This is a genomic window from Reichenbachiella carrageenanivorans, assembly GCF_025639805.1.
Taxonomy (GTDB): domain Bacteria; phylum Bacteroidota; class Bacteroidia; order Cytophagales; family Cyclobacteriaceae; genus Reichenbachiella; species Reichenbachiella carrageenanivorans.
This window is the reverse complement of record NZ_CP106735.1, coordinates 37569-59806: the sequence shown is the minus strand read 5'-3', so window position 1 is coordinate 59806 and position 22238 is coordinate 37569. Positions and strand designations below refer to the sequence as shown.

Here is a 22238-nt window from a genome sequence, read left to right as displayed (position 1 = left end):
CTCTGCTTATTCAGACAAATATAGAGTATTGTCTTCCAATCGGTAGTCGATGCCTAGAGTTGGGAATATGATCTTGAGCGATTGATCCAGATCGTCTTTAGGAATAGATCCAGTGAATCGTCTTGCCAGGTTTACTTGTCCGACCTTGATCGTAAGTCCATAGTTGGCGTGTAATTCGTCTAGTACAAGTTTTATTGGTGTATTGGTAAATGAAATGTGATCCTTGATCCACTCTGGAAAATCTAAGTCAAACAATTCTTTTGGGCTCCATTTTCCATTGAAAAACAAGCTCGATTCGCCTTGGCTGATTTCTATTGATTTGCCTTTGGGGTTAGATGCTCGCACACGACCTTCATAACACTGTGCATGTAGGACTTCGTCGATCTGATGTACTACGAAGCGTGTACCCAGTACCGATACGGTTCCTGCTTCGGTTATTACGTCGAAAGCACCTTTTTGAGGGACGTCTATATAGGCCTTGCCCGAGAGTGTAAGTAGTCTTTTTCCTTTACGCCAGTGGCTCTTTTTCCAGCTTACTTTTGAATTGGCACTTAGCATTATACTAGAGCTGCCATCTGGCAAGGAGATGGTTTTCATTTCGCCAAAAGCCGTTTCGTGTGAAACCGTAGTGAGTGATTGATAGAGTATAGGTCCTACAAACAGTGCCAATAGTATGGCTGCGGCTATTGAGGCATACTGCCAGATACTCATGCGCACGACTTTGGCTTCTTTCTTGGATTTCAAAATCTCTTGAGGGTCAAATACCTGTTGGTCATGAGCAGGTACCCACTGACCTACTTCGCTTATGATTTGTTGATATTTTGAAAATTCTTCTGGGGCTAGGTGAGTTTTAGCCTCTTTGGTAGTCAACTCACCATTTAGCCACTGGGCGAGTATCTGATCCTTATCAATGTGCTTGTTGTCCATGGCGTTTTAGTTTTTCTATTGGTAAGACGAGAAGTGTCGTGATTTCCCTACTTTAGATAGAGAAATGATTGAGTTCGTCTAGTTCTGATCGGATCGATTTTAGAGATGAGGTAATGTGTTTTTCCACCGTTTTTACGGAAATTTCAAGGAGGTCTGCTATCTCCTGATTTTTCATCTTGTCGATCCTACTCATCAGGAATACTGTGCGTTGTTTTTCTGGCAAAGCAGAAATAACAGTTTCCAATTGATTTTTGAATTCATCGACTTGATATAGAAATTCAGGATTGGTTTCTGACTGCGCTTCACTCATATCGCTTCTTTTCTCAAATTTCAAAACGACTTTTTGGTGCGCGGTATCGTCGAGAAAAATTCGGTTGGCTGTGGTAAATAAAAAACTTTTAGCTTTCTCAAAGGAAACTTTGCTGCAGTTGTTCCACAGTCGAATGAAGGCTTCTTGTGCGCAATCTTTGGCTTTTTCTAAACTACCAAACCGATAGAAAAGAAAATTCCTTAATGATGCAGCATGCGCTTGGTGCAGGCGTGTAAAAGACTGTTCTTCGCAAACAGAGATATGATTCATAGTTTTGTCAAGCATTAATCTTCAAATATAAGCACCTAATAATAGACTCAGAATGTAGACGCTTAATTTTTGGAACAATTTTGGATAAGAGCCCTTGTGGAGTAGGGTACGGATCTATCTGCCCGTTTCATAGGAGAAACAGAATGAGTATGATGATGAAAAAGATGAGGTGTTTTTTTTTACTTGGTTTGACAATCGCGTCTATTAGTGGACTAAGGGCACAGGCCGCACCAACAAAAGATGAGGTCAGCGAGATGCAAGCCGTGTCGTTATTGGAGATTTATCCTAATCCGACTTCTTCCTATCTCAATATAGAACAGCAACAGTTCGATGGAAGTATTTCTCAGCTCAGAATCACCGATCTTTCTGGGCATATGGTATATCAGATTCAAGAGAAGTTTACACAGTTATCCATTTTTGTAGGCAATTGGCAAAAAGGAGTGTATATGGTTTTTTTCCGTCAAGGAAATAAAGAGGTGATGAAAAAAATAGTGGTGCAATAGAATTATAAAAACCAATCCAATCAATGTTTAAGAAGTCTTTGGCTTATTATGTCTGCTTTTTTAGAAGTTGGTAGTGCATTTGTATTACGAGTCTAGGCTTACAATAAAAGTACTGCCTTTTTCTGATGTGCTGTCTAGCCATACATGGCCTCCTAAGTCTTTTGTATATTTTTTGACAATAGATAAGCCTAGGCCAGTTGAAGATTCGTTTCCAGTGGGACGAGCACTCAGTTTTTGAAATCGGTTGAATACCAATAGTTTGTCTTCCTCCGAAAATCCAGGTCCTTGGTCTGTAATTTTGAAGTGTGTTTTATCCTTAGATTGTTCTATCTCTAATGTGATTTTTGTATAAGGGGGGGAGAATTTTACAGCGTTAGATATCAGGTTTTCTAAAATTAAATACAGGAGCATATGGTCGGTCTCTATGGTCAATGAGGGCTGAGGTTTAATTACTGATAGCTGGATGTCTTTGTTGGTAGCTAGTGTATTGTAGCGAGTAGAGAGATCGTCTATCAGCTGATCTACATTCACCTGTTCCTTGAGTATCATTTTGTGGCCGCTATCCAGGCTGTCTGTGTTTAGTATCTTTTCAATCATCTGGTTCATATGCTTGGCAGCGTTCCCAATTTTATCCAGGTAGTCTTTATTTTCGTCAGAGATGTCTTTTAGGTTGGATGTCATAATGCTCGACAACCCAAGGATATGGCTAAGAGGAGATCGTAGGTCGTGAGCTAGAATATTGACCAAGTTGTTTTTATCTTCATTGAGTGTAACCAGTTGAGCATTTCGATTGATTAATTGTTCGTTTTTCTGGCGGATGTCTTTTTGTTGAGATTCTATTTGATCTTTTTGGTCAATGATGAGTTTGGTGGTTTTCTGATTATGATAGAATAGATAAAGAATAATAAACAGAAAAACGAGTGATATGCCAATCCCGAGTATCAAGATTCGTTTGAAATTTTCCTCTTCTTCGAGTTTTAGATTAGCATTTCGAATGAGAGCCAGTTGAATTTCTTTCTCTTTGGTTAGGATATAAGTGCCTAGTTGTTCGCGGTCGTAGGAGTTGTCTATAAACTGGTAGAGCTCGCTACCTAGGTATTTAGACATGATATCTGCAATCTTCGTTTTGTATTTGGGGTTTGCTAAAAATGCATTGAACGGAATATTCCAATCACTTGAAGGTGATAGGATAAATCCGTAGCCGATCCCCCGTACAGTGAAAAAATTTTGACGGGTGAGATCTTTGCCTTCCTTGATCCACATGAGGTAGATGGGTAAGTCTATGAATCCAAACATGCGATCAGACCGACTGATGTGATCAAGTACATTTTCGTCACTTTCTATGTATTGAATCTCAAACGAAATGTTTAAATCTTCTCTCATTTCAATCAGGAAAGTCTCATAAATAGTGCCTTTGATAGTGATTGCTGCCATGTTCTCCATCAGTTGGTTTACGTCTTCTAGCTGTCGCACAATAGGTGTACCCTGACTCGATACCAAAACTGTGATATCTGGTAAATAAGAGTCTGTATACTGCAAGTATGTTTTTCGCTCTTCGGTAATAGAGAAAGCAGAGACCCCTAGATCGTTGGGGGCAGCCGTGTTTTTTATACGTTTCAGAATGTTAAAAAAACTGATGTCTTCTTTCCAGTTTAGCGCTACGTTTATCTGATGCTCATTTCGTAAATATTGGCCAAATGCTTCCATCAACTCGTACTCCAAACCGATCAACTCTCCTTTCTGATTATGATAGACAAAAGGGATGGAAGTGTACCAATGTAGGTTTAAAGTAGCATTTTTGGATTCAAGGGCTTGCTCCCAAGAATCTGCCTGACTGGTGAGTGAAAAGCAGAGGCATAGACCTGCGATTAAAATTAGATTACGCATGCATTAAATATGCGAAGATTACTTGGAGAAAGCAATTGTCTAATCAGAATCTAGTCATAGTATACTGATGTGGCATGCACTCTTTTTTGTTTTCAAATTCTTGCAGAATGATATGCATCAATAAAAAAAATATGGCATTTTTGGCTTGTAGGCTATCTCATACATCTCGAAGGAGATTTACATTTAGTAAGAGTGATAGTGTAGTAGTGTCACATTTCAATTTAGATTTGCGCCTAATGGGGAAGGGGAAAGTGTTGGTAGTAGCGGTAGAGGTTATCATTGCTCGGTCGATTGTGAGTAAGATAGAGCAAATGGGATTTGAATGCGTGGGGACAGCGATCGGTACAGCAGAAGGGCTTGAGATGATAAAAGCTGAAAAACCTGACATCGCTCTATTGGATGTTGACCTAAAAGGTGATCAGAATGGGATTGAGCTTGCTGATCAACTGAAAAAGGAATTGAATATCCCTACTGTTTTCCTGACTACCCAAGCCGATCAAAAGAAGGTATCCGCTGCTAAAACGATGCCTTATGGCTACGTACCCAAATCTGCCTCGGCACAAGACATCTTCAAGGTTATTCAATCCGCTATAGCCCAGTTTAGAACTGAAAAAACAGAGAGCAAACGAGCTTTGCTCGTCAAAGGCTCTTTGTTTGTAAAAGACGAATATCGTTTTGTGAAACTCAAATGGGCAGACATGGACTACATCAAATCCGATGGCAACTATGTAGAGATTCATGGCCAAGGCAATAGAAAAGTGATCAAAGAGACGTTGAAAAATATTGAAATGAAGCTGCCCAAAGACACCTTTTTTAAGACCCATCGTTCCTATTTGGTCAATATCGAAAAAATACAAAGTATTGGAGGTACGTCTATCCGAGTTGGTGAGGAGGAGCTGCCCATCGTGAAGCGACGAAGAGATGAATTGCTGTCCTTGCTGATGGACTAGGTTTTGCCAATTACTTTTTTACGGCTGGCTTCCGCTAGTCGATGATCTTTTGAATTTTCTGAGTGAGGACTACTCCATGGGGCACCCAATGAAAGAGTAGCAAATGCTTTCACGTACTTGCAATTATCTATCAACTCATGATGAATTGATTTTTCACTTTCGTCACCGACTTTTGGAGATTCGTCCACCAACTTTTCACTTTCGTCACCTCCGTTTACAAACGATGAATACACCCTATACCTTCGCCAAAATATTGACTCTGGACTAAGGAAATGAAACCAATTTTTGGTGCTCATTATACGACAGATTAATCAATTCAACAGCTAATATTAAAAAGATGGAAAGAATAGGTTTTTGGAAAAAAAAGCTCTGGTTGCTGGGCATTATACTAAGCATCACACATCTCTCATTTGGTCAGATTATTTTTGCGGATGCTTGTTTTCCCGGAGGCGGAACCATGACCCTAACTCAGAGTGGCACTACTAGTGATGGCCAGATTAGAAATACTTTTATTGGTGAGAGTGATTATGGTGAAATGGTTAAAATCATATGGCAGAATAACCAGTGGGAAATATTGGCTGACTATGGATTTGGGTATGAATTGTTTCATACTAAAACTGTAGCATCCTACCCAAATCCACCAGCCCTATCTTTAGGTAGTTGGTCGAATATATCTGGTTGTGGTCCAATTTCCACATTCACTGGCGATGTACAAAGCACTATTGTGCCAAATTCAGCGCCTACATTCACTTCTACGGCGATCACCGAGCAGGGCGACAACAGTACCTACAACTACTATGTAGCCACCTCCGATATCAATGACGATGATGTATCTGTAGCCGCTACTACGAAGCCATCATGGCTAGCCATGGAGACCATCACCCGATATATTAAAATAGGTGCTGGCACTGCAGGAGACACGGACGGAGCGGCTGATGTAGCGACATTCGACGGGCCAAGCGATGTGGCTGTAGATGCCAGTGGCAATATCTACGTGGCAGAATCCAACAACAACCGAATCAGAAAAATTACCCCAGAGGGTGTCGTATCTACATTTGCGGGATCGGGTGATGCCGCCACTACGGATGGCACGGGTACAGCTGCCGCTTTCAATCACCCCGTAGGCATAGCCACAGACGCGTCGGGCAATGTCTATGTGACAGAAGACCCTGGCAACGCCGTAAGAAAAATAACGCCAGCAGGAGAAGTGACCACCATTGCGACCGCACTGCTCCGACTATCTGCAGTGGTAGTCGATAGCGACGACAACGTTTATGTAGGCGGATGGTTCTCCACCTATAAAGTTTATAAAATTACACCCGCCATGGTCCGAACGGAGGTTGCTTTTGGGTTTGGTGAAATATCGGCGCTGGATATAGATGCGGATGATAATCTCTATCTAGCAGATAAGTCGTCTAACATCATTTATAAAATTGACAATACAGGATTCAGAACCACCGTAATGTCGGGAGTGTCTAATATGACAGGAATGGCTAGAGATGCTGATGGCAATTTTTATGTTGTGAAAAATGGTACGCAAATAGATAAAATTGCCCCTGGAGGGTCAACAGTTACAAAAATTGTAAACTTATCGTCTGCCAATGGGATTGTCTTAGACGCATCTGACCGACTTTGTATTGCCGCTCAGGGCGGCCATCAGGTTCAAACGTATCAAGAGGGAGTTTATACCCTTTCGGGTAATCCTGCTGGACAAGTAGGTACGCACGATGTTGTACTCACAGCCAATGACGGCAATGGAGGTATAGCTACCCAGTCGTTTACCATCACGGTGAGCGATGCTACAGCTCCCGAGGGGTATTTTGTAAATACCTCTGACATGGCCATCAAATATGGAAATAAGATTGCTTTTAGTTTTCCTATCTCATTTGCTGAAGTAGGAGCTACCTACAATTATACATTTAGCGCAGGAGATACTGATGTGACTGGCAGTGGCACGATCACCAGCTCAAGTCAGAACATTTCTGGTATAGATTTGAGCGACTTGGCCGATGGCACCGTTACTTTTAGCATCACACTTACCGATGCACATGGCAACGTAGGAAGTGCTGTGGGAGGTACCCTCACAAAAGACACCATAGTACCTGTAGTGACCGTAGATGCCTTGGTGACCAGCGATCAGACGCCAAAGCTGACAGGTACCGTAGATGATGTTACTAGCTATTTGACTGGGTTTCTGTCTAACAGCCAATCCTTGACGATCACCAATAACGGTGATGGCACCTGGGAAGTCGCAGACAACACCATCACCGCATTGGAGGAAGGCGTCTATGGCGTTACTATATATGCCAATGATAATGTAATGAATACTGGCGTAGATGCGACTAGCAATGAGTTGACGATCGATTTGACCGCTCCAACAGGTTATACAGCAAGCATAGATCAAACCTATATCAATAGCAGCAACGTGGACGCATTGAGTTTTACCTTCTCAGGTGCGGAAGTAGGAGCTACTTATGATTACACCTTGAGCAGTAGCGGCGGAGGTTCCGAAGTAACGGGCAGTGGGACGATCAGTACTACTACCGATCAAATATCAGATATAGATGTCAGTGGGTTAGCGGAAGGAATAATCACGCTAAGTGTCACGCTTACCGACGTGGCCAATAATGTGGGACAAGCTACAGCTAGTATCAAGACAAAAGACACTACTGCACCAGTAGTCACAGTAGATGTTTTAGTGACTAATAACCAATCACCGAAAATCACGGGTGTGGTAGATGACGCTAGTGCTACCATGCTAGGCATCATATCAGATGGACAAACGCCGACAGTGATCAACAACGGAGATGGAACTTGGGAGATAGCAGCTGGTGTACTTTCCTCATTAGCAGAAGGCACGTATAGTTTATTTATTACAGCCACAGATGCGGCGGGTAATCAGACCACAAATTCCTCGGAGTACGATTTGGAAATTGACCTTACAGCACCATCTGGCTATACCGTAAGTATAGATCAGGCGGAAGTCAATTCAGAAAATGAGGGCGCATTGAGTTTCACTTTCACAGACGCAGAAGTAGGCGCTACTTACGATTATACACTGAGCAGCACAGGCGGAGGTGCCGACGTGACAGGCAGTGGCACGATCAGTGCAGCTACCGATCAAGTGTCGGGTATAGATGCGAGTGGATTGGGTGACGGTACGATCACGCTCAGCGTGACCCTTACCGATGAGGCTACTAATACAGGAAGTGCCGCCGAGGATACCAAAGCTAAAGATGCAACCAGCCCAGTATTTGCATCTGGCACGACGGCTAGTTTCACGGAAAACGGAACGGGTACTGTGTATACTGCCACAGCTACAGATGCAGGGAGTATCACCTATAGCTTAGGTACAGCGAATGATGAGTCGTTGTTTACGATCGAAGAAAGCACAGGAGTGGTGACCTTCAAGGTATCTCCTGATTTCGAAAACCCAATAGACGCTGATGGAGACAATGTGTATGAGATCATTGTTGTGGCCAGCGATGGTGCTAATGAGGTCAATCTAGAGGTTGCCATTACTGTGGAGGACGAAGAAGATGGCGAAACAACTGTAACCAGTATTGATGATGGCCTAGAGCATTATATTTCTATATTCCCTAATCCTGCTAGCCAAGTATTGAACTTTGATCTATCTAAAATGAATGAGTCGGTAGGATCACTTTCGGTTATCAATAATGCAGGGGTTCAAATTATGGAGTTGGAATTGGGTGGCGTAAAAAGCTTGACTATTCCTGTAAATAGTTACCCGTCAGGTCTGTATCATGTAGTGTTTAAGACAGGTACATCTACTATTTCTAAAAGATTGATAATCAAATAACCGAAGGGTTAAGGAAAAGTACCTTTGCTAATTTTCTTTTCCAAGAAATTGGGAGAGGGAATTTTTAGGAAGGGTTAATTTGGGAGGTGGGGCTTATGAGCCTCACCTCCTTTATTTTATAATACGATCTCAGTTTTTTACTGGAGCTTCTTATATTTGATTCGCTTAGGCTCTACATTACCTTGGCGTTTGATGCGGTTTTCTTCATAGGCAGAAAATGGCCCATCGAAGAAATAAACTTGGCTGTCTCCTTCGAATGCCAAAGTATGCGTACATACCCTGTCTAAGAACCACCTGTCGTGACTGATGATTACCGCGCATCCTGCAAAATTTTCTAAGGCTTCCTCTAGCGAACGCAGAGTGTTTACATCCAAGTCGTTGGTAGGCTCATCGAGTAGGAGGAGGTTAGCACCTTGCTTAAGAGTCATGGCCAGATGTACACGGTTTCGTTCTCCACCAGAGAGCGTGCCTACTTTTTTACCTTGGTCTCCACCGCCAAAATTGAACTTGCTCACATAGGCTCTTGAGTTCATCTGCTTGCCACCCAGTTCGATCAGTTCATTGCCATCAGAGATGACTTCCCATACGGATTTGTTTGGATCTAAATTGTCGTGTTCCTGATCTACATAGGCAATCTGTACCGTTGAGCCAATATCAAATGAGCCAGCATCAGGCTTTTCTTTGCCAGTGATCATATTAAACAGGGTGGTTTTACCCGCACCGTTTGGCCCTACGATACCTACAATGCCAGCCTGTGGCAAGGAGAAAGTAAGGTTTTCATAAAGGAGCTTGTCGCCAAATGCTTTAGAGACACCTTCTACATCTATTACTTTGTCTCCCAATCTTGGCCCTGGTGGGATGTAGAGTTCTAGCTTGCTTTCACGTTCGTTGGCATCTTGGCTGGCCAGCTTGTCGTAGGCTGCAAGTCTCGCTTTACCCTTGGCTTGTCTGCCTTTGGCTGACATACGTACCCAGTCTAGCTCTCTTTCGAGTGTTTTTTGTCTTTTCGATTCTGTTTTTTCTTCTTGCGCTAGTCGTTTTTGCTTTTGATCTAACCAAGAGGAATAATTTCCTTTCCAGGGAATGCCTTCGCCACGATCCAATTCTAATATCCAACCTGCTACGTTGTCAAGAAAATATCTGTCGTGAGTCACGGCGATCACCGTGCCTTTGTATTGATTGAGGTGCTGCTCTAGCCAAAGAACAGACTCAGCATCGAGGTGGTTGGTGGGTTCATCCAGTAGCAGTACGTCTGGTTCTTGCAATAATAATCTGCAAAGAGCTACTCTTCTTTTTTCTCCTCCAGAGAGGGTTTCTATTTTAGCATCTCCTGGAGGGGTGCGTAGCGCATCCATCGCTCTTTCGAGACGACTGTCCAGCTCCCAGGCGTTGGCTGCGTCAAGTTTCTCTTGCACCACGGCTTGCTCTTGGATCACCTTGTCCATTGCGTCGGCGTCGTCTAGTACGGCAGGGTCTGCAAACTTGGCATTGATGTCTTCGAATTGCTGTAAAAGATCGACGATCTCTTGTACGCCTTCTTCGACTACCTGTTTCACTGTTTTGTTAGGGTCTAGCTGCGGTTCTTGTTCGAGTAGTCCCACGCTGTATTCTTTGGAAGCAACTACTTCGCCTTGAAATTCTTTGTCTATACCCGCGATGATTTTGAGTAGCGACGATTTGCCTGATCCATTGAGTCCTAGTACGCCGATTTTAGCACCATAAAAAAAAGAGAGGTATATGTTCTTGAGTACTTGTTTTTGTGGGGGGTAGATTTTGTTGACCCCAGCCATGGAAAAGATGATTTTTTCGTCGCTCATATATTGTGATTTTTGAGACAAATATGCGAAAAATATTCTGTCTTTGGCCTGATTTTGTAAATTTGCAGCCGATTTATCAAAGAAAAGGCACTCGCCAATTTATTGTGGAAATACCATACGGACACGTAGAAAATAACGTACTCTTTCGCTCAGCTTTTGGTCAGGTGGAGGCACTTAAACTAAAAGAACTTTCGGAAGAAGAAATCACAGATGCTGTGTCTTTCTTTGAAGCTAAGTTTGATAAGCTCAAGCAGAAGCTAGATGAGATAGAGGATAAAATAAATACCCAGAGCAACAAGGGGTCTTTTTTGTCTAGCCTCCAAAATATTGAGGAGACCATTTCTAGTCATGAGGGGCTAGGAGATTATCAAAGTCAGCTCGATAGAATAGCACCGTTGAAAGCTTTGTTAGGGGACTATATTCAGAAAAACAGGGCAAAGAATACTGATATCAAGCAGGCGCTATTGTTGGAGTTGGAGGTGGTTTTGACCAACAATGATCAAGAAGAGGCTTTTGAGCAAATCAAAGATTTGAAATCAAGGTGGTTGAAGACGGGTAGCCCAGAACAATCGACGCGTGAAGAACTCGAAGGTAAGTTTAAAGCAGGAGTGGATAGCTTTTATGAAAAGCGAAACACTTTTACGGCGGATAAGCAAATGCTGGTCAATGCTCGGATGGAGGAGTATCAGTCGATTATAGCTGAGATTAAATCATTTATTGATAAAAAGGCATTTCAACACACGTTCGAAAAAGTAAAGGAGCTTCAGAAGCAGTGGAAGGACATAGGTAGAATTCCCGAAGCCGATTTTAAAGCGATTAATGATACGTACTGGAAGGTCACACAGGAGTATTTCGAAAAGCAAAAAAAACACAGAAACGCGGAGAGAAAACAAAAGTCTAAAGGCGAAAAAGAAAGTTTGAAAGCCAAGACTGAAATATTAGAAGAATTGAAGGTGTTGGTGGTAAGTACATTTGGTAGCGATCACAAGGCTTTCGAAGCGCTAAAGACCAAGTGGAAGAATAGTGGACATGTATCCAGAAAAGCGCATCCCGAAGTTCATGAAAGTTTTATGCAATTGTCTAGAGAATGGCAGGAGCGTGGCTTTATTTGGAATTTGACTCAGAAGAAGAATAAAGGTTTTGCAAAAAAGGAAACGAAGGATCAATATAAGGATTTGTTAAGGGTAGTTCGAGATTTGCTGCAGCGAGACGAAACGGAGTTGAAATCGTTTCATGAAAATATGGGTAATATGCATATCAATAAAGGCTCTTTTGTAGATATGCTTAATGACAAACTGCAAGTGCAGCAAGATAAAGTGGCGCTCAAAAAGAGTCTGCTAAAAGAATGTCAAGAGAAAATAAAACAAGCTTAATTCATCCTGCGTTATCAGGTCAAAAAAATAAATTAAATCCTTGTGAGGATCAGTTGTATTTTTTTTTGATACGAATTATATTCAGTTAAAATAAATATTCAGATAAACAAGCCAATAGTTTGATTATTGATTGAAAAATTTATTTTTGCACGATTATATAAAACACCAGAATTAAAGGAAGTAAATTATGTATTGGACACTAGAATTAGCATCATATTTGGAGGACGCGCCATGGCCAGCTTCTAAGGATGAATTAATCGATTATTCTATTCGATCAGGAGCTCCTTTGGAAGTGGTAGAGAACCTGCAAGAGCTAGAGGACGACGGGCATCCATTTGAGACCATCGAAGAGATATGGCCTGACTATCCTACTAAAGAAGATTTCTTCTTTAATGAGGACGAGTATTAACCCTCTGCGACGACCAAATCATTAAGATATTTTGCCTGGCTTACGATGAGAGGTCAGGCATTTTATTTTCTCCTATCTAAGATTGAGGAAGCAATTAGCAAGTCCTCTGGAGTTGTGATCTTTAGATTATCATAGCTACCACCTACTAGCGTTACTTTGCCACCATGCGCCTCGAGTACACTAGCATCATCGGTAAAATTATTGTCAGTACTGGCTTCGAATGCTCTTTTGATTAATGGTATACTGAATGTTTGAGGTGTTTGTACTACGAAGTATTGGCTGCGATCTACAGCTTGGCTTTTGCCATTTACCATCAAGCGAATCGAATCCTTCATTTGTACAGCAGCGACCCCATTACCTGTTTTTTTGGCTTGTTCGAAGGTTCTATTGATTACTTTTTGGGTGATGAGTGGACGAGCGCCATCGTGTATAGCAACTAACCCTTCTCCGCTGATAGTGTTAAGTCCATTACGCACAGACTCATATCGTGTGGTGCCACCAGTGGTGGTGGTGTGAGGCGTCTGGTAGTTGTGCTGCGCGACTAGCTGTTCCCATGTGGCCACATGGTCTTCGGGCAATACCAAGACGATTTCTATGTCAGCGTCATACTGTACAAAAGCATCTAGCGTGTACATAAGCATGGGGCGGCCGTTGAGTTCTAAAAATTGTTTGGGCTGATGGGCTTGCATTCTACTTCCCGAACCTCCTGCTACTATAATGGTGTACTTCTTCATTCCAACAATATTATAATATGATTTTGTAAAACAAAAAAAACTCCGAAGCTGGCTCCGGAGTTAGTCATTTTATAATTAGATAATTAGATAATCAACATGGCGTCGCCATAGCTGAAGAATCTGTATTTTTCTTTAATTGCTACTTGATAGGCTTCCATAATCAAATCAAAACCACCAAATGCTGCGGCATTCATGAGTAGTGTTGACTCTGGTAAATGGAAGTTGGTAACCAATGATTTTACAATTTTAAAATCATATGGGGGAAAGATGAATTTATCGGTCCAGCCTTCATTGGCTTTTAATCTTCCGTTGGCAGATACAGAGGACTCTAGTGCTCTTAGCACCGTTGTACCTATGGCACAAACTTTTTTCTTTTCGTCCAATACCTTATTGACCAATGTAGCAGTGTCTTCAGGAACGCTGTAGTTCTCAGAGTCCATCTTGTGCTTAGTCAAATCTTCCACGTCTACTGGTCTGAATGTACCTAAGCCTAAGTGCAGAGTAATGGCTTTGGTGTCCACACCTTGTAGCTCAAGTCTTTTGAGCATCTGTCGGGTAAAGTGAATGCCAGCAGTAGGGGCTGCTACAGCACCTACGTTTTTCGCATAGATCGTCTGGAATCTTTCTCTGTCCTCTGGCTCAGTTTTACGAGCGATCTCTTTTGGTAATGGAGTCTCTCCAAGTTCGTCTATCGATTTGTAAAACTCTTCGTCGGTACCGTCAAATAGGAATCTAATGGTTCGGCCTCTAGAGGTCGTGTTGTCGATAACTTCTGCTACCAGATCGCCTTCGCCGAAGTACAGCTTGTTGCCTACTCTGATTTTTCTAGCAGGGTCTACCAATACATCCCACAGGTGGAGCTCTTTGTTTAATTCTCTAAGTAAGAATACTTCGATTTTTGCACCCGTTTTTTCTTTATTGCCATACAGTCTGGCTGGGAAAACTTTGGTGTCGTTGAGGATTACACTATCCCCTTCATCTAAATAACTGATTAAATCTTTGAAAACCTTATGCTCGATCTCACCAGTGTCCTTATGAACGACCATCAAGCGAGATTCATCTCTGTTTTCAGTAGGATAAAGCGCGAGCAGCCCTGGAGGGAGGTCAAATTTGAATTCTGATAATTTCATCTGTTTGTGTTTTATTTAATCAGTATACGAAACACGCCAACACCACCGTCGCTGAGCGAAGAATACTTGTGCTCGTGGCTTGCTTCATCTAAATCTGTTTCTAGGAAATGGGTTCTGAATTGAATAATTGGTTGAAAAAGGAAAGATAAAATATTCAATTGCATTCATGTAATAAAAATAACGATTGTGTGACCAATACGTCAAAATAAGAGGGCAAAATTAGTAAATTGTTCCGATAAATGTTGCTTGTAAGTTAAATTATTATAAGATGTTAATGATTCGTTTGGTATGGGAGAGTTTTCGGTTTGCATTCAATGCGTTGCGAATGAATGTGATGCGGACGGTTCTGTCCTTTCTGGGCGTTACGATCGGGATATTTGCCATTATTGCTGTGTTTACTCTAGTAGATTCGCTTCAGCGCAATATCAACAATAGCCTGAATTTTCTTGGAGCAGATAATATTATTTTAGAAAAATGGCCATATCAGTTTGGTGGAGGTGGGTACCCTTGGTGGAAATATTATCAGAGACCAGAGACAGACTATGATGAATTTAAATATCTCCAAGCCAATTTGGTCAATCATGACGGGTTGGCCATTTATGCATATAAGTCTAATGTAACGGCCAAAAAGGGGAGCAGTAGTAGTTCTGGGCTAAATATGATAGGTGTTTCATATGGGTATAAGGACATCAATGATCTGCAGCTTCAAGCTGGTAGGTATTTTAGTGTTCAGGAGACAGAGAATGCAAGTAATGTGGCGTTAATCGGCCAGCGTGCAGCTACAGAGTTGTTTCAATCACAATCAGCAGTGGGGCAGGTAGTGAAAGTGAAAGGTGCTAAGTTTATGGTGATAGGAGTGATTCAGGAAGAGGGAGAAGCACTGCTTAGCACACCTAGCAATGACGATAATATTTTGATTCCATATAAGACGTTAAGCAAGTTTTACCTTGTTAGTAGCTATCGAGGTCTTGGTTCATCAATAAATATCAAAGGCATGGAGGATGATCCTGGTCAGGAGAGATTAGAAGGAGAGCTGACTGGGCTAATGCGTAAGAAGCGAGGGTTGAAGCCTAAGGAAGAAAATAATTTCGCTATGAATAGACCAGAAGCCTTTGCTACCTTCTTAGGGCAGATGTTCGACGTGTTGAATTTGGCGGGCTGGATCATAGGAAGCTTCTCCATTTTGGTTGGAGGCTTTGGTATCGCCAATATCATGTTTGTGTCTGTGCGCGAACGAACCAATATTATAGGTATACAAAAGTCATTAGGAGCGAAAAACAACTTCATCCTATTTCAGTTTTTATTCGAGTCTATTTTTCTGAGCCTGTTTGGAGGAGGATTTGGAATCTTATTGGTCTACTTTCTTACCTTTATGGATCTAGGCTCATTAGAACTTATTATGAGTTTAAAAAATGTACTCATAGGCCTAACCGTCTCAGTGATCATTGGTGTGATATCTGGAATAGTTCCAGCGGGCTTAGCAGCCAAAATGGATCCAGTAGTAGCCATCAGGTCATAAAAAAAAGAGACTCTATAAGAGTCCCTTTTTTTTAATTCTCAGGGTTTTTTTTATGAAATCTTTATTTTTTAATAGCTGATTTCAATATTTTAATTTTTCCCGTAACTGTTTTTTAGTTTTCTGATGCTACGCTATCCACAGCTTCAGTAGCTAGAGAGTCGATAGACTCCATCGCTTCGTCTGCCATTTCAGTGGCTTCTTCAGTAACTTCCTCTACTGCTTCAGTAGTTTCTTCTACTACAGTTTCTTCGCTTTCAGTAGAAGTGCTCTTGGCACCACATCCAGCTACAAACAAAAAGCACATTGCCGCAGCAATTAAACTAAGGTTCTTTAAAAACTTCATAAATACGAATTGGTTTAGTGAAACTTGAAGCTAGATTGATAATTTCACTTTACCAAGAAAATGTGTTAATGATTGTTAAATAAATTTTTCAACCATCTGTTTTTCAGCGATTTATGTTTTAATCGTTGAATTGGTTCATTGTGCGCTGAATTCCAATTGTGCAGAAGGAAAGTGCCATTTCGCAGGCTTTGTCAATGGGAAAAATCAGGTCTTTCATTTGCTCTTTGGAAAATTGACTAAGGACATAATCTACTTGTTGCCCTTTATGGAAGTCGTTGCCTACCCCAAATTTGAGCCGGGCATAGTTGTTCCCCCCTGTTTGCTCATCGATATTTTTTAGACCATTGTGTCCAGCAGGACTACCCTTGGCTCTCATTCGTAAATTGCCATGAGGCAGGGCAATGTCATCTGTGATAACCAGCATGTTTTCTTTACTTATTTTGAGATCTTGCATCCAGTAGTTCGCTGCCTTTCCACTGAGGTTCATATAGGTAGTGGGTTTGATAAGGTGAATGGTTCTGCCTTTGTACTTAAACTCACATTTGTTGGCCAATTTTGAATGTTCGAATTTGGCACCCTGCTCTTCGGCTAGTCTGTCCAAAACCAAAAAGCCGATATTGTGACGAGTGAGCTCATATTCAGGTCCGATGTTGCCGAGGCCGACAATAAGAAATTTCATATGCGTATGGGTTTGCAAAGAATAATTGCGTAATTAAAAATAGTCAAAAAAAAATCCTGCTCAACGAGCAGGATTTTCAATGTGTATTTTGTTGACTTATTCAGCAGCTGCTTCAGCTCCTTCTTCAGTCTCTTCTCCTTCTTCTCCAGCCAATTCAGCAGCAGATTTACCTCTAAGTGCTCTAGGGATTTCTACTACTGCGATAGATGCCTGTGGCGTATCTAGGATTTCAAAGTTTTCGGTGAGTACATCGTTCACTTTGATTGCCTTACCGAAATCTAGTGGGGTAATATCTAGGTCGATGTGCTCAGGCATGTTTTTAGGCAATGCTTTGATAGTCAATGATCTTCTCTTGTGGATCAATGTACCACCGTTAGATACACCTTTAGAAATACCTGTCAAGTGTACAGGAATTTCCATTTTGATAGACTTGCCAGCAAACCACTGAAGGAAGTCTACGTGAAGGATCATTTCACTTACTGGGTGAAACTGAATATCCTGCATGATACAATCAAATTCTTTGCCTTCTACGTTCACTTTTACAAAGTGCGCTTCTGCTGTGTATACCAATTCTCTGAAAAGAATCGCTGGAGCGTAAAAATGTACTTGCTCCTCTCCACCGTATATTACGCATGGAACCATTCCTTCGGCACGAAGATTTTTTGCATCAATCTTGCCGAGATTCGCTCTTTTATACCCTACAATCTCTATTGTTTTCATAATACTATATATGTTATTGAATAAATAATGAACTAATGGATTCGTGGTCATGAATTTTTCTAATCGCTTTTGCGAAAAGCTCAGACATGCTGGCCACTTTTATTTTGGAGGATACACCCTCCTTGATTTTGATACTGTCTGTCACTACCAATTCCTCCAGTTCTGAGCTGTCTACGTTTTCGTAGGCATTGCCAGATAGGATGGGGTGAGTACAGAAAGCTCTTACCGAAACTGCTCCTTTTTCCTTCAAAAGGTTGGCGGCTTTAGTCAGGGTGCCTGCGGTATCAATGATGTCATCTACTAAGATAACGTTCTTTCCTTCTACGTCTCCAATGACTTGCATAGAAGCAATTTCATTGGCTCTCTTTCTGTGTTTGTCACAAACGACCATGTCGGCCTCAAAAAACTTAGCAAATTCTCTAACTCTTTTTGTGCTTCCTACGTCTGGTGCGGCAAAGATTAGGTTGTCTAATTTTAAATCTTTGATGTAAGGCACAAAAATAGAGGCGCTTACTAGATGGTCTACAGGGATGTCGAAAAAACCTTGAATTTGATCGGCATGCAGGTCGCAAGTCATCAGTCGGTCAGCGCCAGCTGCTTGCAATACATTGGCCATTAGTTTGGCCGCAATAGATACTCTTGGTTTGTCTTTTCTGTCTTGACGTGCGTAGCCGTAGTAAGGAACGACACAAGTTACAGACTTAGCACTTGCTCTTTTGGCTGCATCGATCATGAGCAATAGCTCGATCAGGTTGTCAGAAGGTCCCGTAGATTGAATGATGAAAACGTCACAGCCGCGAACGGTCTCGTTGTAGCTAAAAGACAACTCGCCATCGCTGAATTTTTTGGAGGTTGAATTTCCAAGTGGCTTGCCGTAACTATTAGCGATTTCGGTTGCTAATTCTCTGGAGCCATTTCCGGCGAAGATCTTTACTGCAGACATGTTTCGTGCGTTAGTGAAATGAAAGAAGCTATCTCAGTTGAGACAGCTTCTTTTTAAGTTGGCCTACTAGGGCTCGAACCTAGACTCTTCTGGACCAAAACCAGACGTGTTGCCAGTTACACCATAGGCCAATCTTATACCCCCTTATTTTGGGAACACAAAAGTAGAGATTTGCCTGAATAATGCCAAGTGTTGGCAATAAAAAATAGCAAATATTTCACTTTTTTTTATTTGTGACCCTCTACCCATTCTCTAGCGTTTACAAACGCCTGAATCCATGGGGTGATTTCTTGTGCTTGCTCTGTGTAGTGTGCCCAGTTCCAAGGGAATAGAGAGCGCTCTAGATGAGGCATCATAGCCAGGTGTCTGCCGTCTTTGGAGTAAACGCCAGCCACATTATGGTCAGATCCATTTGGATTGCCAGGGTAGGCTTCATGAGCAAATTTCATGCAAACGGTATAGTCGCTTTCTGCTTGTGGTAGTTGGAATTTGCCTTCACCGTGTGCCACCCATACGCCAAGTCTGGTGTCTGATAAGTTACCAAGCATTACAGAATCATTTTTAGGGATAGTTACATCAAGAAAGATAGATTCAAATTTGCCAGAAGCATTGTGTGCCATTTTAGGATGGTTTTCGATCTCAGGGAATACCAAGCCTAGTTCCATCATCAGTTGACAGCCATTGCATACACCTAAACTGAGGGTGTCAGGTCGGGCATAGAAGTTTTTCAATGCGGTATTGGCTTTTTCATTGTATAAAAAGGCTCCCGCCCAGCCTTTGGCTGATCCGAGTACGTCGGAATTGGAAAAGCCACCTACAAATACAATCATGTTTACCTCTGAAAGATCTTCTCTTCCTGAGATCAGGTCAGTCATGTGTATGTCTTTTACATCAAATCCAGCGAGGTGAAGAGCGTAAGCCATTTCACGGTCTCCATTTACGCCTTTTTCTCTAATGATGGCTGCTTTCGTGCCAGATTGTTCTTTTCTTTTTTGGTTTAGACCTAAGTCGCTCAAAAGCCCAGTCCAGCCAGCTGGGAATTGATATTGTAGTGCTTGCTTTTTGTAGCTTTTGAATCTCGAAGTGGCGTTACTTTCTTCGGTTTGATGTAGCTCTAGCAAATAGGATGTTTTGAACCAAGTATCTCTCAATTCATTGATATCGAGATCGATTTGTTGGTTGCCTGTTTTGAGGGTGAAGGTTCTGTCTAGGTTGACTGTGCCAATGGTCTCCGTTTGGATGCCTTCGAGAGCAGCTAAAGAAGCGCCAGTTTTCACCTGAATGACTAATGCTGGACTTTCACTAAATGCAATCTGAGAGAGGCTGCTGCCTAGTGCACTTAAATCGAGTGAAGCACCACTTTGTGTGGTAGGAAAATGCATTTCCAACAAGGTCGTAATCAGTCCACCTGCAGACACATCGTGCCCGGCCAATACTTGACCTTTTTTAATCAGTTGCTGTACGCCAGTAAATGCCTTTCTGAAGTAATTGGCTTCTGGTGAGCTAGCAGGGTTGGTACCTACAGTATTTTTAATTTGGCCATAGCTAGATCCGTCTAAAGCAAAGGCTCCGTCGGATAGCGGTATATATATAAGTGTAGAATCAGCTACAGGTTTAATGTCAGGGGTTACGGTTTGGCGTATGTCAGAGACTTCGCCTACGGTGGAGACGATTACTGTACCTGGAGAATCTACCGTTTTGCCGTTGTTGTATTTCTGTGTCATCGACAAAGAGTCTTTTCCCGTAGGGATATTTACTCCAAGTGCAATAGCGTATTCACTTACGGCTTCTACGGCCTCATACAGACGGGCTCTTTCGCCGTCGGTTTTAGTAGGCCACATCCAGTTGGCACTTAGTGATACGCCATCGAGCCCATGAGTGAGGGGTGCCCATATGAGGTTGGTCAGTGCTTTGGTGATTGCCAATTGAGAACCTTTGGCTGGGTTGGCGATGGCAGCTATAGGTGCATGTCCTATTGAGGTTGCGATTCCTTTGTTGTTTACAAAGTCGAGTGCCATCACGGCTACATTGTTCAGCGGAAGCTGAATTTCGCCACAAGTTTGTTGCTTGGCCACTCGGCCTGTCACAGACCTGTCTACTTTATTGGTGAGCCAGTCTTTACAAGCGACAGCTTCGAGCTGAAGCAGCTGTTTTAAATCGGCTTCAAAATTGGCGTCATTAGCTGAGACGGCTTGGTAAGGCTTTTTTAAGGTGTTGTCTTTTAATATTGTTTTTGGAGCAGATCCAAACATATCGTTTAAACTCCAGTCCATGGCTGCCTTATCGTTGCCTTTGTGCTTCATGATGAATTTCATGTCGCCAGTGGCTTCGCCAGCTACGAAAAGTGGTGCGCGCTCTCGGTCTGCAATTTCTTTCAGTCCTTGAATGTCTTTTTCGGCTATAGCCAATCCCATTCTTTCTTGAGATTCGTTGCCAATGATCTCTTTGTTGGATAGGGTAGGGTCGCCTACAGGGAGTTGGTCGATGTTGATCTGGCCACCTATGTCTTCGATCAATTCTGACAGACAGTTTAAGTGACCGCCTGCTCCATGATCATGTACCGATACGATTGGGTTATTGTCGCTTTCAGCTAATGCTCTTAATGCATTGGCTACTCTTTTTTGCATTTCAGGATTAGATCGTTGGATCGCATTGAGCTCGATGGCATTGGAATGCTCGCCAGTAGAGACAGATGATACAGCGCTACCTCCCATGCCGATTCGGTAGTTGTCGCCTCCCATTACCACGATTTTGTCTCCTTTGGTTAATGGTTTTTTCTGTGCGTCAGACAACTTGCCATAACCCACGCCGCCAGCCATCATGATTACCTTGTCGAATCCTTGGGTTTCGCCATTCTCTTCGTGCTCGAAGGTAAGTACTGAACCACAGATGACAGGCTGTCCAAACTTGTTTCCAAAGTCGCTGGCTCCGTTAGAAGCTTTGATGAGGATGTCTAGTGGTGTTTGATAAAGCCAATCTCTAGCTTCAATATTTTCTTCCCAGTTTTTGCCTTTTTCTAAACGTGGATATGAAGTCATATACACGGCTGTGCCTGCTAGAGGAATGCTGCCTTGACCACCAGCCATACGGTCTCTGATTTCTCCACCAGAACCAGTAGCAGCGCCGTTGAATGGTTCTACGGTAGTAGGGAAATTGTGAGTTTCCGCTTTGAGCGAAATGACTGAGTCGATGTCCTTGGTTTCGAAGTAATCGGCCTGATTTTGTGTTTTTGGTGCAAACTGTTCGATTTTAGGCCCCTTGATGAAGGCGACGTTGTCCTTGTAGGCAGATTCTATCTGGCCAGGGTGTGCTTGCGATGTTTTCTTGATGAGTTTAAACAGTGTTTCTGATTTCTCTTCTCCATCGATGATGAATTGTCCGTTGAAAATCTTGTGGCGGCAGTGCTCAGAGTTGACTTGAGAAAAACCGAATACCTCGCTGTCAGTCAAAGGTCTACCTAAGCGCTCCGACACGCTTTCCAGATAAATTACTTCTTCTTCGCTCAAGGCTAAACCTTCACTTTGATTATAGCTTCTGATGTCTTCGATGTCCAGAATTGTTTCTGGCTGCTTCTCTATAATGAAAACGTCGGCATTGAGCGTCGTGTATTTTTGGTTCAACATGGGATCGAATGTCCCTGTCGTGTGAAACGCCTCTATTCTTTCAACCCCTTCTATACCCATGTTTTGGGTGATTTCTACGGCGTTGGTACTCCATGGTGTAATCATCTCTTGGCGTGGCCCGATAAAGGTACCCGAAAGAGATTTTTCTGATAGCACTTCGGCGTTGCCAAAAAGCCACTGGAGTTTTTCAATGTCAACCGTATTCAGGTCGGACTTTGACTGGAGTAAGTAGTAGGTGGTGGTGGTGTTCTTGAATATAAAGATCATCGGAGAAGGACTGT

18 protein-coding genes and 1 tRNA gene are annotated in these 22238 nt (G+C 42.3%); 6 read left to right on the top strand and 13 right to left on the bottom strand.

The window, feature by feature from the left end; all coding sequences use genetic code 11:
* Positions 1-6: 6 nt before the first annotated feature.
* Together N7E81_RS00235 and N7E81_RS00230 are read right to left on the bottom strand one after the other, a co-directional pair.
* Entirely contained in the window at positions 7-927 is a 921-nt protein-coding gene (locus tag N7E81_RS00235; RefSeq protein WP_263051269.1) for a FecR family protein, read from the bottom strand.
* Between the two features lie 52 nt (positions 928-979).
* Entirely contained in the window at positions 980-1522 is a 543-nt protein-coding gene (locus N7E81_RS00230; RefSeq protein ID WP_263051268.1) for an RNA polymerase sigma factor, read from the bottom strand.
* A 134-nt stretch (positions 1523-1656) separates the two neighbouring features.
* Here N7E81_RS00230 and N7E81_RS00225 point away from each other — a divergent pair, with 134 nt between their 5' ends.
* Positions 1657-2010 carry a T9SS type A sorting domain-containing protein gene (locus N7E81_RS00225; RefSeq protein WP_263051267.1) on the top strand — a complete coding sequence of 118 codons (354 nt, stop codon included), beginning with the start codon at positions 1657-1659 and terminating at the stop codon, positions 2008-2010.
* Positions 2011-2094: 84 nt separating this feature from the next.
* Here the strand turns inward: N7E81_RS00225 and N7E81_RS00220 are convergent, their stop codons facing one another.
* A complete protein-coding gene (locus N7E81_RS00220; RefSeq protein WP_263051266.1) occupies positions 2095-3897 on the bottom strand; it encodes an ATP-binding protein in 1803 nt (600 codons plus the stop codon).
* Between the two features lie 236 nt (positions 3898-4133).
* Between N7E81_RS00220 and N7E81_RS00215 the strand changes: the two genes are divergently transcribed.
* Positions 4134-4847: a LytR/AlgR family response regulator transcription factor gene (locus N7E81_RS00215; RefSeq protein WP_263051265.1), complete on the top strand. Its 714-nt coding sequence runs from the start codon at positions 4134-4136 to the stop codon at positions 4845-4847.
* Here N7E81_RS00215 and N7E81_RS00210 read toward each other — a convergent pair.
* Positions 4844-5143, bottom strand: coding sequence for a hypothetical protein (locus N7E81_RS00210; RefSeq protein WP_263051264.1), 300 nt, complete (start codon positions 5141-5143; stop codon positions 4844-4846). The genes N7E81_RS00215 and N7E81_RS00210 overlap by 4 nt on opposite strands.
* 41 nt (positions 5144-5184) lie before the next feature.
* Here N7E81_RS00210 and N7E81_RS00205 point away from each other — a divergent pair, with 41 nt between their 5' ends.
* Positions 5185-8667, top strand: coding sequence for an Ig-like domain-containing protein (locus tag N7E81_RS00205; RefSeq protein ID WP_263051263.1), 3483 nt, complete (start codon positions 5185-5187; stop codon positions 8665-8667).
* A gap of 137 nt (positions 8668-8804) precedes the next feature.
* On the opposite strand, the gene ettA is transcribed toward N7E81_RS00205, so the two are convergent.
* Positions 8805-10484: an energy-dependent translational throttle protein EttA gene (ettA, locus tag N7E81_RS00200; protein WP_263051262.1), complete on the bottom strand. Its 1680-nt coding sequence runs from the start codon at positions 10482-10484 to the stop codon at positions 8805-8807.
* A gap of 23 nt (positions 10485-10507) precedes the next feature.
* On the opposite strand from ettA, the gene N7E81_RS00195 reads away from it, so the two are divergent.
* Entirely contained in the window at positions 10508-11857 is a 1350-nt protein-coding gene (locus tag N7E81_RS00195; protein ID WP_263051261.1) for a DUF349 domain-containing protein, read from the top strand.
* Between the two features lie 187 nt (positions 11858-12044).
* Positions 12045-12266, top strand: a complete 222-nt coding sequence (locus tag N7E81_RS00190) for a DUF2795 domain-containing protein (protein ID WP_084371582.1) — start codon at positions 12045-12047, stop codon at positions 12264-12266.
* A gap of 62 nt (positions 12267-12328) precedes the next feature.
* Here N7E81_RS00190 and N7E81_RS00185 read toward each other — a convergent pair whose 3' ends face one another.
* Both N7E81_RS00185 and queA read right to left on the bottom strand, forming a co-directional pair.
* The gene (locus tag N7E81_RS00185) at positions 12329-13000 is read right to left on the bottom strand and encodes a 2-C-methyl-D-erythritol 4-phosphate cytidylyltransferase (protein ID WP_263051260.1); all 672 of its coding nucleotides are present in this window, start codon (positions 12998-13000) and stop codon (positions 12329-12331) included.
* Between the two features lie 83 nt (positions 13001-13083).
* On the bottom strand, positions 13084-14130 hold the full coding sequence (gene queA / locus N7E81_RS00180; protein WP_263051259.1) for a tRNA preQ1(34) S-adenosylmethionine ribosyltransferase-isomerase QueA: 1047 nt from the start codon (positions 14128-14130) through the stop codon (positions 13084-13086).
* Positions 14131-14398: 268 nt separating this feature from the next.
* Here queA and N7E81_RS00175 point away from each other — a divergent pair, with 268 nt between their 5' ends.
* Positions 14399-15649 (top strand): ABC transporter permease, encoded by a 1251-nt coding sequence (locus N7E81_RS00175; RefSeq protein ID WP_263051258.1) that lies wholly within the window; start codon positions 14399-14401, stop codon positions 15647-15649.
* A 112-nt stretch (positions 15650-15761) separates the two neighbouring features.
* Here N7E81_RS00175 and N7E81_RS00170 read toward each other — a convergent pair whose 3' ends face one another.
* From N7E81_RS00170 to purL, 6 genes are all read right to left on the bottom strand, one after another.
* Positions 15762-15992, bottom strand: coding sequence for a hypothetical protein (locus N7E81_RS00170; RefSeq protein ID WP_263051257.1), 231 nt, complete (start codon positions 15990-15992; stop codon positions 15762-15764).
* A gap of 118 nt (positions 15993-16110) precedes the next feature.
* Positions 16111-16671, bottom strand: a complete 561-nt coding sequence (gene pth, locus N7E81_RS00165; RefSeq protein WP_263051256.1) for an aminoacyl-tRNA hydrolase — start codon at positions 16669-16671, stop codon at positions 16111-16113.
* 96 nt (positions 16672-16767) lie between these two features.
* The gene (locus tag N7E81_RS00160; protein ID WP_263051255.1) at positions 16768-17391 is read right to left on the bottom strand and encodes a 50S ribosomal protein L25/general stress protein Ctc; all 624 of its coding nucleotides are present in this window, start codon (positions 17389-17391) and stop codon (positions 16768-16770) included.
* A 13-nt stretch (positions 17392-17404) separates the two neighbouring features.
* Complete coding sequence (locus tag N7E81_RS00155) at positions 17405-18334, bottom strand: ribose-phosphate pyrophosphokinase (RefSeq protein ID WP_263051254.1); 930 nt, start codon at positions 18332-18334, stop codon at positions 17405-17407.
* Between the two features lie 58 nt (positions 18335-18392).
* Positions 18393-18465, bottom strand: a tRNA-Gln gene (locus tag N7E81_RS00150).
* Between the two features lie 96 nt (positions 18466-18561).
* Positions 18562-22224 carry a phosphoribosylformylglycinamidine synthase gene (gene purL / locus N7E81_RS00145; protein WP_263051253.1) on the bottom strand — a complete coding sequence of 1221 codons (3663 nt, stop codon included), beginning with the start codon at positions 22222-22224 and terminating at the stop codon, positions 18562-18564.
* Positions 22225-22238: the final 14 nt, after the last annotated feature.

Excerpts from the sequence above, each read along its gene's own strand:
- N7E81_RS00190 (WP_084371582.1), top strand. The coding sequence starts at position 12,045 with ATGTATTGGACACTAGAATTAGCATCATATTTGGAGGACGCGCCATGG.
- N7E81_RS00215 (WP_263051265.1), top strand. The coding sequence starts at position 4,134 with ATGGGGAAGGGGAAAGTGTTGGTAGTAGCGGTAGAGGTTATCATTGCT.
- N7E81_RS00170 (WP_263051257.1), bottom strand. The coding sequence starts at position 15,992 with ATGAAGTTTTTAAAGAACCTTAGTTTAATTGCTGCGGCAATGTGCTTT.
- N7E81_RS00230 (WP_263051268.1), bottom strand. The coding sequence starts at position 1,522 with ATGCTTGACAAAACTATGAATCATATCTCTGTTTGCGAAGAACAGTCT.
- N7E81_RS00210 (WP_263051264.1), bottom strand. The coding sequence starts at position 5,143 with ATGAGCACCAAAAATTGGTTTCATTTCCTTAGTCCAGAGTCAATATTT.
- N7E81_RS00160 (WP_263051255.1), bottom strand. The coding sequence starts at position 17,391 with ATGAAAACAATAGAGATTGTAGGGTATAAAAGAGCGAATCTCGGCAAG.
- ettA (WP_263051262.1), bottom strand. The coding sequence starts at position 10,484 with ATGAGCGACGAAAAAATCATCTTTTCCATGGCTGGGGTCAACAAAATC.
- N7E81_RS00205 (WP_263051263.1), top strand. The coding sequence starts at position 5,185 with ATGGAAAGAATAGGTTTTTGGAAAAAAAAGCTCTGGTTGCTGGGCATT.
- N7E81_RS00195 (WP_263051261.1), top strand. The coding sequence starts at position 10,508 with ATGCGAAAAATATTCTGTCTTTGGCCTGATTTTGTAAATTTGCAGCCG.
- N7E81_RS00220 (WP_263051266.1), bottom strand. The coding sequence starts at position 3,897 with ATGCGTAATCTAATTTTAATCGCAGGTCTATGCCTCTGCTTTTCACTC.
- N7E81_RS00225 (WP_263051267.1), top strand. The coding sequence starts at position 1,657 with ATGATGATGAAAAAGATGAGGTGTTTTTTTTTACTTGGTTTGACAATC.
- N7E81_RS00185 (WP_263051260.1), bottom strand. The coding sequence starts at position 13,000 with ATGAAGAAGTACACCATTATAGTAGCAGGAGGTTCGGGAAGTAGAATG.
- N7E81_RS00235 (WP_263051269.1), bottom strand. The coding sequence starts at position 927 with ATGGACAACAAGCACATTGATAAGGATCAGATACTCGCCCAGTGGCTA.
- N7E81_RS00175 (WP_263051258.1), top strand. The coding sequence starts at position 14,399 with ATGTTAATGATTCGTTTGGTATGGGAGAGTTTTCGGTTTGCATTCAAT.
- queA (WP_263051259.1), bottom strand. The coding sequence starts at position 14,130 with ATGAAATTATCAGAATTCAAATTTGACCTCCCTCCAGGGCTGCTCGCG.
- N7E81_RS00155 (WP_263051254.1), bottom strand. The coding sequence starts at position 18,334 with ATGTCTGCAGTAAAGATCTTCGCCGGAAATGGCTCCAGAGAATTAGCA.
- pth (WP_263051256.1), bottom strand. The coding sequence starts at position 16,671 with ATGAAATTTCTTATTGTCGGCCTCGGCAACATCGGACCTGAATATGAG.
- purL (WP_263051253.1), bottom strand. The coding sequence starts at position 22,224 with ATGATCTTTATATTCAAGAACACCACCACCACCTACTACTTACTCCAG.